The organism is Streptomyces sp. SM11, from assembly GCF_002910905.1.
In the GTDB taxonomy this organism is placed as follows: Bacteria; Actinomycetota; Actinomycetes; order Streptomycetales; family Streptomycetaceae; genus Streptomyces.
In genome coordinates this window covers 20,145-32,092 of the sequence record NZ_NEUE01000216.1, presented here as the reverse complement: position 1 = coordinate 32,092, position 11,948 = coordinate 20,145, and the positions used below count along the sequence as shown (strand labels likewise).

The window sequence follows — 11,948 nt, the reverse complement described above, 5'->3', positions numbered from 1 at the left end:
CGCCCGCCACGGTCCGGGCGACGGTGTGGCAGCCGAGGGCGACCCGGGACCGGCGGACCGCCGCGGCCGGCCCGGCGCGGAACGCCCCGGGGAAGCCCCGGAGCAGCCCGTCGGGTCCCCCGCCGCCGCGAGGCCGATGCCGAGCATGCCTGCCGGCAGGACGTCGTGCGGCAGCACGACCGGCGAGGGGATCCCCACGCCGGTCGTGCTGCCGGTCATGCGCTCGTCTCCGTCGTGCGGGCGGTTTCGGCCGTCGCGGCCGCGAGGACCGCGCGGGCGCGCTCCTCGCCGACCGTCCGGTACGCGGCGGCGACCCGGACCAGTCGGGCCACCTCGCCGTCCTGGTCCGCCGCGTGCTGGGAGGCGACCGTCGCGGCTCCCCCGGCGGGCGCGCCGGAATCCTTCGCGAGCAGGGCGGCCCGGATCCAGTAGGCGTCCGTGAGGGACTCGGCCCGGCGCGGGTCGTCCGTGTCGCGTGCGGCGGCCCGTCCGGCGGCGGCGAGCAGCCCGTCGGGCACGTAGTGACGGAGCTTCTCGGCCGCGTCCGCGATGTCTGCGGCCCAGCGGTCCACCCGCAGGTCGGCCGGGACGGTGAACCGGGTCAGCTCGCGGGCCAGCGAGGCGGGCGGGTCGAACGGCTGGTCCGGGAACGCGGCCATCAACTCGTACCAGAGGGCGTGCAGTCGGACCTGGGCCCGCCACAGTCCGGCCCGTCGCAGGCCCGCCGCGAAGGCGGGGACGGACGCGCCGAGGGCGAAGAAGGCGAACAGCACGAGCTGTGCGGCCTCGGTGATCCGGTCGAACCGCAGCGCGAACGCCTCGCTCGGCTCGTCCACCACACTGATCCACAGGAACAGGGTGCGGCTGACGGTGTAGCCGACGCCGATGAACATCGCGAACGTCATCATCCCGAGCCCGATGCGCAGATGGCGCCGCCGGGTGTCGAGGGTGGCCAGCGCCCACTGGAAGGCGCACACGGCGGACGCGGCCCCGAGGTAGAGGTAGAAGACGCTCATGTAGAGCGTGGCGCCCCCCTCCCCGGCGTGGTCGGAGACGAAGCGGTCCGAGGGCTCGGAGCGGTCGACGACGGTGAAGAACAGGACGGTCAGCAGGATCAACGTGGCGACGGAGGCCTTGGCCGCCAGCTTCTGGACGAACCGCGCGAACCGTACGTGGCGGGGGACCGCACCCTCTTCGGGGTAGCTGCCGTAGATGGCCACGATGTAACTGAGGATGGCCAGAATTGCCACGGTGGCGGTGTAATGCTTGATGAGGACGGCGAGGTCGGTGACGGCACTGTTGTTGAGGCCGATGCGCACCGCCTCGGTCTTCGTCCACAGCGCGACGGCGAATCCGGCGTAGCAGCCCCACAGGGCCCGGCGTCTGCGGTCCTCCTCGTCGCCCCACAGGGCGGCGGGCATACGCCACAGGGCAACGGCCGTCATCAGGCCGGCTATCAGATAGCCGGCGAGATCGAGGGGAGTCACGGCGGTGTTCGTCCTCGGGGTCGGGATGCGGGGCGGGGACCCGCGGGTGAGGCGGTGGCACGTGTCAGGCGTCGTCGGACCGTCTTCCGGGGAAGAGGCCGCGCCGTCGGTTGGCCATCGGGCGGGACAGGGAGTTGTCCAGCCGCCCCACCATGTCATCGGTGGTGAGGCCCCGCGCCATCCGGGGGATCAGGGAGGCACCGAATTCGGCCATGCGTTCGTCGTGGGTCGCGTACTGCGCACGGGCCTGGACGGTGCCACCGCCGGAGGCGAAGGACTCGGCGGCGGCCGGAGAGATCATCCGGGCGATCAGCGAGGTGTCGAAGACCGGGAGGAGCGTGCGCAGTTGCTCCGCGTCGAGCGTCGTCCCGTGGTCGAACCACTCGTGGCACAGCTCGTGCAGGATCACGTGCTGGGTCTGGTACGCGGTCGGCCTGCGGCGGTAGAGGACGAGGCTGGTTCCGCCCGACTTCAGGCGCAGCCCGCAGGCGGCGTTGACGCGGGCGAGGCGGTCCGGCAGCTCGTGCAGCCGGATCGTGCGTCCGCCGGCCTCCTCCATGTTCGCGACGAGTCCGTCCAGCGAGAAGGGCACCGGGATGGGCAGGTCGGCGAGCCCGGCCTCGCACTCTTTCCGCAGCTTCCGCAGGGACATGACCAAGACGCTACGCCGCCGGACCCGCCGGGCGGTGGTGCACGGCGGAATCGGCGCCGCCGCTTTCCCCCTCCGGGTCACCCTTCTCCCGGGTCGCGTCCTCCAGCAGGGACAGGGCGAACCTCAGCAGTTCCGGCGGGAGCCCGTCGTCGTCCAGCCCCCGGCCGGCCAGGCCGCTGATCTCCCCGGTGCGTCGCTTGGCCAGGAACTGCAGTCCGGCGACGACGTCGTCGACGACGTCGGACTCCTCCTTGAAGAAGCGCCAGTCCACGCCGAATCCCAGGCCGAGGGCTTTGAGGATGTCCTCGGAGGGCTGGGTGACCTTGCCGGCCAGGATGTTGGAGAAGTAGCTGTGCGACAGCGAGCCGCCGCGGTCCCGGACCAGCTCGGCGAAGACCCGGCCCGAGATCTTCTGTCCGGGGAAGGTTTTCTCGACCATGTACTCGACTTTTTCCCGCAGCGAGTCGAGGCGGGGAAGCTCGTCCGGACCGGAGGGTTCGACGGGTTCCGGACCGCGTTCGCCGCCGTCGTCCATGGCCATCCGGGCCTCCACGATCACCTCGGAGTCGGAACTGAGCTTGCGTAAACACTCTACGTCACTGTTAACTCGAAAAAACACGGGCAGGGGACCACGAGGGGAGTCCCTTGCCCGTGAACGATCCCGCTGCCCCGCGACGCCCGGAGCAGGCCCGAACAGGGGTGTAGCCCTTCACGACGGGGGATGCGTGAAGGGCTACGCGTGCATTATGACCCCGCGGCCCTCCCGACGACAACTGACCGGTCGGTCAGTGATCCACGGCGGCGGATCCGCCACACCCTTCCCGGTGGCCCGAATCTGTTCCAGCCGCGATAGACATGACCCTGCCGGGCGATTAGGGTTTCTTGTGCAGTCACGTGAAACAGCGGTACGCAGCAGAGGCGCACCCCGCAGGCGTAAGGCGCCCGGCTCCTCCGGTCACGCGTGACGGAAGAGGCGCAGATGCCCCCGGAGACCCCCTCGCACGCCACCGACCGGCTCGACGACGACGATTACCCCGCCTACACGATGGGGCGAGCCGCGGAGATGATCGGTGCGACGCCGGGGTTCCTCCGGGCGATCGGCGAGGCCCGCCTGATCACCCCGCTGCGGTCTGAGGGCGGCCACCGCCGATACTCCCGCTACCAGTTGCGTATCGCCGCGCGCGCCCGCGAGCTGGTCGACGCCGGCACGCCCGTCGAGGCCGCCTGCCGCATCGTCATCCTGGAGGACCAGCTGGAGGAGGCGCTGCGCCTCAACGAGGAGCTGCGCGGCCGGTCCGCCCGCTCCGGCGGTCCCGCCGAGCGCTGACGGCCACCGCGCCCCCGGTGCGGAAGGCCCCGCGCGACCCCGGAAGATATCTGCATTCGTCAGCACAGAATTTCGCGCAATGCGCGATGAGGCTTTTCCGTTCCGGATCTGTTCCGGGTCTGTTCCGACACGGCCGGTGATATTTGGCACCAGCCTCTCCCGCCCCATCGTGCTAGTGTTGATCTCAGTTGCAGTTGTGGTTCCCAAAAACTTCAAGTGTTCTTGCCGGTCAGATGTCGGCGGGCACACTTTTGTATTTCCGGTGTTCTTCCGGACGGGGTAATCATCGCGGCGACGTGGGGTCCGCACAGTGTGGGCCCGCGGGCTCTGCCCCTAAGGAGATATGACATGGCTACTGGCACCGTGAAGTGGTTCAACGCAGAAAAGGGCTTCGGCTTCATCGAGCAGGACGGCGGCGGCGCCGACGTCTTCGCTCACTACAGCAACATCGCCGCCAGCGGCTTCCGTGAGCTGCAGGAGGGCCAGAAGGTGAACTTCGACGTCACGCAGGGCCAGAAGGGCCCGCAGGCCGAGAACATCACCCCCGCCTGATCACTCAGGTAGTACTGCGCAGCTGGGGCCCGCACCTTGGGGTGCGGGCCCCGGCTCGTTGTCGTTTCCGGGCCCGCTCCGCGCGCCCCCAGACGAAGCCGCGTCCGGTGCACTGATTCCCGGCGGCCGGGCTTCGTTTTCTTTTGTCATTTCATCGGCTCGTTCTTGCGATTCTGGGTGCCGTTCACGGTCGCTTCCCGAAAAAGAATCCCTCGATACGTGCCCCATCGAGGAAAGGTTCTGCATGAACCGCGAACGCACGCCCCGCTCGAACGACCGATTCTCCCGCACCCGCTCCTCCGGCGGTGCCCCCCGCTACTCCGGCGGCGGCGAGCGCCGCGCCGCGGGCTTCGGCGGCGGACCCAAGCGCTCCGGCGGCTCGGGCGGCTCGGGCCGGTCCGGTGGCTACGGCCGCCGCTCCGCCTCCGGCGTCAAGGGCGAGTTCGCCCTGCCGGTGACCGTCACCCCGGCCCTCCCCGCCGCCGAGACCTTCGGCGAGCTGGAGATGCCCGCACCGCTGAAGGCGGCGCTGGTCGCCGAGGGCATGACCGTGCCCTTCCCGATCCAGGCGGCCACCCTGCCGAACTCGCTGGCCGGCCGGGACGTCCTGGGCCGGGGCCGCACCGGCTCCGGCAAGACCCTCGCCTTCGGCCTCGCGCTGCTGGCCCGCACCGCCGGCCGCCGTGCCGACGCCAAGCGGCCGCTCGCCCTGGTCCTCGTCCCCACCCGGGAGCTGGCCCAGCAGGTCACCGACGCGCTCACCCCGTACGCCCGGTCGCTGAAGCTGCGCATCGCCACCGTGGTCGGCGGCATGTCCATCGGCCGCCAGGCCAGCGCGCTGCGCGGTGGCTCCGAGGTCGTCGTCGCGACCCCGGGCCGCCTCAAGGACCTGATCGAGCGCGGCGACTGCCGGCTGGACCGGGTCACCATCACCGTCCTCGACGAGGCCGACCAGATGGCCGACATGGGCTTCATGCCGCAGGTCACCGAGCTGCTCGACCAGGTGACCCCGGACGGGCAGCGGATGCTCTTCTCGGCCACCCTGGACCGCAACGTCGACCTGCTGGTGCGGACCTACCTCAAGGACCCGGTCGTGCACTCCGTCGACCCGTCCGCCGGCGCGGTCACGACGATGGAGCACCACGTCCTGTACGTCCAGGGCTCGGACAAGTACGCCACCACGACGGAGATCGCGGCCCGCGACGGCCGCGTGATCATGTTCCTGGACACCAAGCACGCGGTCGACAAGCTCACCGACCACCTGCTGCACAGCGGGGTCCGGGCGGCGGCGCTGCACGGGGGCAAGTCCCAGCCGCAGCGCACCCGCACGCTGGAGCGCTTCAAAACCGGGCATGTCACCGTGCTGGTCGCCACCAACGTCGCGGCGCGCGGCATCCACGTCGACAACCTCGATCTGGTCGTCAACGTGGACCCGCCGAGCGACCACAAGGACTACCTGCACCGCGGCGGCCGTACCGCCCGTGCCGGGGAGTCCGGCAGCGTCGTCACGCTGGTGCTGCCCAACCAGCGCCGCGAGATGACCCGGCTGATGGCGGACGCCGGGATCACCCCGCAGGTCGCCCAGGTCCGCTCCGGCGAGGCCGAGTTGAACCGGATCACCGGTGCGCAGGCACCCTCCGGCGTCCCGGTCGTCATCTCCGCCCCGGCCAAGGAGCGCGGCAGCAGCCGCGGCGGCGCGTTCATGGGCCGTGGCACCAAGCGCGGCGGCGGGGCTCCGGCCCGGGGCCGTCGTCCCGGAGTGCCGACGCCCGAGGCCCGTGCGGCCGCCACGCAGCGCCGGAACAACCGCGCCGCGTGATCCCGTGCGGCCGGCGGTGCGCCGCCGGCCGCCCCGTACGCCCGGCGATCCTCCCGGTGCGTGCACCGAGCATCCCGCTCGGGGCTCCCGTACGCCCCCTCCGCACTCGACCCCTGTTGAGGAACCATGCGCTGTGTCATCGCCCGCTTCCCCTTCGATCTGTTCAAGAACGAGGTGGAGGACTCGATGAAGGGCATCAAGCCCGAACCCGTCACGGGCGACGCGGTGGTCATCAGCCGCCGGGTCTACCCCGTCAAGCAGGTGGGTGAAGTGATCACCCGGCAGGACCGCCGCGACTTCAGCTCCGCCGAGGTCGTCCGGGCGCTGTCCAAGCTCGGATTCACCTGCCGTACCGCCGAGTCGGCCGTGCCCGCGCCGGCCCCCGCCCGCACCCCGCTGGAGACGGCATCCGCGCTGCTGGGCACTCCGGCCGAGGCACGGGCCGAGGCTCCCGGAGCGGTGTCCGCCCCCCGGGCCGACGGGGTCTGAGACCCGCTTCCGCACCCCGCGACGCCGACTTCGGGCGTCGCGGGGCGTGCCATGATCGGCACCATGAACAGGAAGCTGACCGCGTTGGCCACGACCGTGGTGGCGTCCGTGCTGCCCGCCACCGTCGCTCACGCCGACGAGACGCACACCGACGCCCACAACGGCCCGCAGGTGGCCCTGATCGCGACGGGCCAGATCGACGATCCGCTGGAGGACGTCCTGGAACACGTCGCGGTCCTCGGCCGGACGGTCGTCGTGGATCACTGAACCCTCCCCCGCCGCCCGGCTGTTCCGCCCTCAGGGCGTCGGGGCGGCCGGCGGCGGTTTCTGCCGGGCCCACGCCATGCGCGGTTCCACCAGCGGGCGCAGCAGCCGCCGGACCGGGGGCGTGCACAGCAGGGTCATGATGACGACCGCGCCCAGGGTGACGGCGACCGTGCCCATCGTGGTGTCGAAGAACGGGTCTTCGTAGAAGCCGCCGTACTTCAGGCCCCGGACGACGAAGCCGTGCAGCAGATACCCGTACAGCGTGCAGATGCCGAGTGAGGTCATCCAGTTGCGGCCCCTGGGCACCCAGGCGAGGAAGCACGCGCCCAGCACGATCGCGGCCACGAACAGCAGAAGGGTGACGGTCGGGCCCGTCCAGTCGGCGGTGTCCATCCGCTGGGCGCTGTTCTTCCGGAAGAACCACGAGGTCGAGGTCCGGGGCACCAGCCAGTACGCCAGCAGCATCCCGGCCGCGAACACCGGTACCGAGACGACCCGTACCCAGGTGGAGCGGAGGGCCGCGAAGTGCTCGGAGCGCAGCCGCAGGCCGAGCACGTAGAACGGCAGGAACTGCAGGGCGCGCTGGACCGGAAGGCTCCCGTCGGCGGCCGGTGACACCGTCGCCAGCGCGGCGATGGCGAGGGAGGCCAGCACCGGGAAGCGCACGGTCTGCCACAGCGGGGTGGACAGCCGCCAGAGGAACAGGGCGGGCAGGAACCACAGCAGCCAGTAGGGCTCCAGCAGGGAGAGCGAGTAGCCCGGCTTGTCCACCGCCCGCTCGAAGAGCGTGTAGAGGGTCTCGAACAGGATGTACGGCACCAGCAGGCTGGTGACCAGCTTCCACACCCGGTCCGGCCGCAGTTCGAAGTTCCGTGAGAAGTAGCCGGCGATCAGGATGAACACCGGCATGTGGAACGTGTAGATGAAGGTGTACGCGGCTTCCACGAGGCGGCCCGGGGCAGCGGCTCCCACGCGTGTCCGATCGCCACCAGTACGATCGCCAGGTACTTCGCGTTGTCGAAGAAGTGGTCCCGGCCGTCGGACGGTGGCTTTCCGGTCTCCGGGGCACCGGCGGCGGCGGTGGGGCGCGGCTGCTCGGAGGTGAGGGGGGAAGGCATCCTGACACCCTAGGGCGTGGAGGCGTTCCCTCTTCTTGATGTGTCCTTCGTCACTCCCGCCTGGCCCGTGTGGGCGGCTCCGCGCTCCCCTCGGCGTCCAGGTGCGGCAAGATCCGGTCCAGTGGGCCCGGGATCCACCAGGCGGCCCGGCCCAGCAGGGTCATCACCGCCGGGACCAGCAGCAGCCGTACGACGGTGGCGTCGATGAGCACGCTGGCGGCCAGCCCCAGGCCCAGCATCTTCACCACGATGTTGTCGCTGATGACGAACGCGGCGAAGACGCTCACCATGATCAGCGCCGCGCAGGTGATGACCCGCGCGGTGATCTCCAGAGCGTGCGCCACGCTCGCCCGCGCATCCCCGGTGCGCACCCAGGTCTCGTGGATGCGGGAGAGCAGGAAGATCTCGTAGTCCATGCTCAGACCGAAGACGATCGCGAACATCATCATCGGGACGTAGCTCTCGATCGGCACGTCTCCCGACACTCCCAGTGCCGGGCCGCCCCAGCCCCACTGGAAGACGGCCACCACGACCCCGTACGAGGCGGCGATCGACAGGACGTTGAGCACAGCCGCCTTCACCGCGACGAGCAGCCCCCGGAAGACGGCCAGGATCACCAGGAACGCCAGGCACACCACGACCGCGATGATCAGCGGCAGCCTGCTGGAGACGATGTCCAGGAAGTCGACCTGGGCGGCCGTCGTGCCGGTGACGTAGGTGCTCGCGTCGGTACCCGAGACCGCTTGGGGCAGGACGTCGTCGGTGAGCCGGTTCGTCAGAGAGGTGGTCCGCTCGTCCTGCGGGGCGGCCACCGAATAGGCGGTAGCGGTCAGCACATCGCCGTCCGAGGTGGCGGTGAGCGGAGTGATCGCGGCCGCGTCAGGCACCCCGGTCAGCGCCTTCTGTGCCTGGTCGGCGAGGGCGGAACGCTCGGACGAGGGCACCTTGCTCTGGTCGATGACCAGGGTCAGCGGGCCGTTGGAGCCAGGGCCGAAGGCGGTGGACATCAGGTCGAAGGCGCGCCGGTCGGTGAACGACTTCGGGTCGGCCCCGTCGCCGATGTGGCCGAGCTGGATGAAGAGGAGGGGGAAGGACAGGACGGCCAGCACCGTCACCCCGCCGGCCAGGAACCACCAGGGCCGCCGCTCCACCCGCTGCGCGTACCGGTGCCAGCCGCCGGGCTCCGCACCCTCGGGGGCCGGTACGGTCTCGGCCACCGGTTTCCGTACCCGCACCCGATCGATGCGACGGCCGATGAGACCGAGGACCGCCGGTACAAGGGTGAGGGCGCCGAACACCGCGGTGACGACGGTGACCGCTGCGGCCAGGCCGAGCTTGCCGATGAACCCGATCCCGGAGACCCACAGGCCCGACAGCGCGATGATCACCGTGCAGCCGGAGAGCAGTACGGCGTGCCCGCTGGTGGCGGCGGCGTGCCCGGCGGCGGTCACCGGGTCCTGACCGTCGACCAGGTTCTGCCGGTGCCGGGTGACCAGGAAGAGGGCGTAGTCGATGCCGACGCCGATGCCGATCATCGTGGCGAGCGTCGGGGACACGGTCGCGAAGGTCGTGGCGGCGGCCAGCAGGCCCAGCAGCGCGAGCCCGCACAGGGCGCAGATCAGCGCGGTGACCAGCGGCAGCAGGGCGGCCAGCAGACTGCCGAAGCCGATCAGCAGGACCACGATCGCCACCCCGAAGCCGATCGCCTCGCTGGTGCGGTCGCTCGGCTCGGGCCGGGCCAGCTCGCCGAGCGATCCGCCGTATTCCACGCTCGCTCCCGCCGAACGCAGCGGCTGCACCGCCTGGTCGACCCCGTCCAGGTAGGACGGATCGAAGGTGGAGGGCTGGGCGCTGAAGCGGACGGTGATGTAGGCGGTCTTCTGGTCCGTGGAGAGCGGGCCGGTGTTCGGGTCGGGCGGCGGGGGGGAGCCGGACGGCGGCAGCGGGTTCTGCGCGGACAGCACGTCCGGGAGCTTCTGGAGGTCGGCGACGGCCGTGGCGACCTGGTCGGAGAGCGAGGTGAGCGGCTTGTCGGGGTCGTGCAGCACCACTTGGGCGCTGTAGCCACCCGCCTGCGGCGCGTGCGCCTTCAGGACGTCGAGGCCGTCCTGGGACTGGGTGCCGGGCAGCGAGAAGTCGTCGGAGTAGTCGCCGCCGTACGCGTGCTGGAGGACCTGGAGCCCGGCGAGCGCGGCCACCCACAGGACCAGGACGGTCACGAAGTGCCGGGCGCACCACTCGCCGGTGCGCCGCAGTGCGCCCCGTCGGCGCGGGACGGCCACCCGGTCGGTGCGGGCCTGTGACGACGACATGCGGGTCTCCTGCCTTCCGCCTCGTTCCCGGCGATTCGCTCCCCGGCCCCGGCTTTCTGCAGGGACGCCTCGGACTCTGCATTCAACGGCTCCGGCCGCCGCCCGGCACGCCGGTGCGGGGGAACGGGTGACGGGCGCGGCCCGGGGGACGATCCAGGGGCGGCGCGAGGTCCGCCCGGGGGATGGTCCAGGGGGACCGGGGGATGTCCCCACCCCGGTCCACCGAGGAGCTGAGAGGGCGTCCGGTGGAGCAGGGCCGGAAACCCCCTCGGCCCACCCGGATCACCGACGAGGGCCCCTCGAACGTCCTGATGATCCAGAGCCTGCGCGACCCGGCCACCCCGTTGGCCGGGGCCGGAAGATGCGGGCGGCGCTCGGCGAGCGGGCCAGGATAGTGACCGTGGAGCAGGGCGGGCACGGGATGTGTCTGGGCAACGGCAACGCCCGCGGAGACCGGGCGGTCAGCGACTTCCTGGTAACCGGGCGGCGGCCCGCCCGGGACACCCACTGCCCGAACTGACCGGCGGCCCGGAGGGTGCGGAGAGCACAGAGGGTACAGAGAGTGTCATAGCGGATGATTCGGTGGTTTTCCTTGCTATACACGAGCGATGGAGTACCCGGGGACCCTTGTCCTGATCATGGCCCTGGCGGTTCTCGCCCCGCTGCTCGGTTACGCGACCGGGCGGTGGCTGCCCGTCCCCGTCGTCATCTTCGAGATCGTGCTCGGGGTCCTGGTCGGGCCCGATGTGCTCGGCTGGGCCCACCACGACCAGGTCATCGACACGCTGTCCGACCTCGGGCTCTCGATGCTGATCTTCCTGGCGGGGTACGAGATCCGGTTCGCCGAGGTCCGCGGCTCCACCCTGCGCCGGGCCGGCGGGGCCTGGGTTCTCTCGTTCGCCGCCGGACTCGGTGTCGCCCTGCTGCTCAGTGGGGCGGACCTGGCGAAGAGCCTGGTCATCGGCACCGCGCTGACCAGCACCGCGCTGGGCGCGGTGCTGCCGATCCTGCGGGACTCGGGGCGGCTGGAGGGGCGGTTCGGGTCGGTGGTGATGGCGTTCGGCTCGGTCGGCGAGTTCGGCCCGATCATCGCGATGGCCCTGCTGTTCAGCGGCCGCAGCCCCGGTGCTGCGGGCGTGGTGCTGGCCGTGTTCGCCGTCGTCACGGCGGGCGCGGTGTTCTGGGCGATGCGGCCCCGGCCGCCGTGGTTCGCCCACATCATCGCCATGACCCTGCACAGCAGCGGCCAGTTCGCCGTCCGCTTCGTGATGCTGCTGCTGGCCGGGATGCTGGGGCTCGCCCATGTCTTCGGCCTGGACACGCTGCTCGGCGCGTTCGCCGCGGGGATGCTGACCCGCCTCGTCCTCCAGGGGGCGGTACCCGAGCGCAGCGGGGAGATCCTGGAGCGGGTCGAGGCGATCGGCTTCGGCTTCCTCGTGCCGTTCTTCTACATCGTCACGGGCATCGACTTCGACCTCGCGGCGCTCCTGGACGGCGGGCGTCCGCTGCTGCTCCTGCCGGTCTTCCTGCTGCTGTTCCTGCTGGTGCGCGGGGTTCCGGCGTATCTGCTGGCCCCGCGCGACCTGACCGGGCGCGGTCCGCGTTCCGCGCTCGGCCTGTTCGCGTCCACCTGTCTGCCACTGGTGGTCGCGATCACCGCGATCGGCCTGGAGGAGAGGGTGATCGGGGCGGGCGAGGCCGCCGCCCTGGTCGCCGCCGCGATGGTGTCGGTGCTGGTGTTCCCCCTGCTGGCGTTCCGCCTGCTGCGCCAGGAGGAGGACGGCGGGGGCAAGGCCGTTCCGGGCCGCACGGCGGAGGGCGGCGAGGCGTGGTGAGGTCCCGCGCGTGCCCGATCCGCACATCTCGCACATCTCACACATCTCACACATCTCACACATCTAGAGCGTGCCCTCCTCCATGGGGAC

The 11,948-nt window shown here is 71.2% G+C and carries 10 protein-coding genes and 2 pseudogenes; 7 read left to right on the top strand and 5 right to left on the bottom strand.

All coding sequences use genetic code 11. The features are described from left to right. Positions 1–215 precede the first annotated feature (215 nt). From B9S58_RS21895 to B9S58_RS21885, 3 genes are all read right to left on the bottom strand, one after another. The gene (locus tag B9S58_RS21895; RefSeq protein WP_103533795.1) at positions 216–1,487 is read right to left on the bottom strand and encodes an MAB_1171c family putative transporter; all 1,272 of its coding nucleotides are present in this window, start codon (positions 1,485–1,487) and stop codon (positions 216–218) included. A 64-nt stretch (positions 1,488–1,551) separates the two neighbouring features. Further along, on the bottom strand, positions 1,552–2,139 hold the full coding sequence (locus tag B9S58_RS21890; protein WP_103533794.1) for a toxin: 588 nt from the start codon (positions 2,137–2,139) through the stop codon (positions 1,552–1,554). Between the two features lie 10 nt (positions 2,140–2,149). Next, positions 2,150–2,680, bottom strand: a complete 531-nt coding sequence (locus tag B9S58_RS21885) for a hypothetical protein (RefSeq protein ID WP_103533849.1) — start codon at positions 2,678–2,680, stop codon at positions 2,150–2,152. Positions 2,681–3,118: 438 nt separating this feature from the next. On the opposite strand from B9S58_RS21885, the gene B9S58_RS21880 reads away from it, so the two are divergent. From B9S58_RS21880 to B9S58_RS21860, 5 genes are all read left to right on the top strand, one after another. Continuing rightward, a complete protein-coding gene (locus tag B9S58_RS21880; RefSeq protein ID WP_103533793.1) occupies positions 3,119–3,466 on the top strand; it encodes a MerR family transcriptional regulator in 348 nt (115 codons plus the stop codon). 348 nt (positions 3,467–3,814) lie between these two features. Further along, a complete protein-coding gene (locus tag B9S58_RS21875) occupies positions 3,815–4,018 on the top strand; it encodes a cold-shock protein (RefSeq protein WP_015609674.1) in 204 nt (67 codons plus the stop codon). Between the two features lie 244 nt (positions 4,019–4,262). Further along, the gene (locus tag B9S58_RS21870; protein ID WP_103533792.1) at positions 4,263–5,837 is read left to right on the top strand and encodes a DEAD/DEAH box helicase; all 1,575 of its coding nucleotides are present in this window, start codon (positions 4,263–4,265) and stop codon (positions 5,835–5,837) included. Positions 5,838–5,963: 126 nt separating this feature from the next. Further along, entirely contained in the window at positions 5,964–6,326 is a 363-nt protein-coding gene (locus B9S58_RS21865; protein WP_103533791.1) for an SCO5918 family protein, read from the top strand. A gap of 63 nt (positions 6,327–6,389) precedes the next feature. Continuing rightward, a complete protein-coding gene (locus tag B9S58_RS21860) occupies positions 6,390–6,593 on the top strand; it encodes a hypothetical protein (protein WP_258044844.1) in 204 nt (67 codons plus the stop codon). A gap of 30 nt (positions 6,594–6,623) precedes the next feature. On the opposite strand, the pseudogene B9S58_RS21855 reads toward B9S58_RS21860, so the two are convergent. Both B9S58_RS21855 and B9S58_RS21850 read right to left on the bottom strand, forming a co-directional pair. Next, positions 6,624–7,711 (bottom strand): annotated as a pseudogene (locus tag B9S58_RS21855) (acyltransferase family protein). 50 nt (positions 7,712–7,761) lie between these two features. Then, positions 7,762–10,023, bottom strand: coding sequence for an MMPL family transporter (locus B9S58_RS21850; RefSeq protein WP_103533789.1), 2,262 nt, complete (start codon positions 10,021–10,023; stop codon positions 7,762–7,764). A 269-nt stretch (positions 10,024–10,292) separates the two neighbouring features. On the opposite strand from B9S58_RS21850, the pseudogene B9S58_RS21845 reads away from it, so the two are divergent. Next, positions 10,293–10,543, top strand: a pseudogene (locus tag B9S58_RS21845) (alpha/beta hydrolase); the annotation flags it as partial. 88 nt (positions 10,544–10,631) lie between these two features. Continuing rightward, positions 10,632–11,858, top strand: a complete 1,227-nt coding sequence (locus B9S58_RS21840) for a cation:proton antiporter (protein WP_103533788.1) — start codon at positions 10,632–10,634, stop codon at positions 11,856–11,858. Positions 11,859–11,948 lie beyond the last annotated feature (90 nt).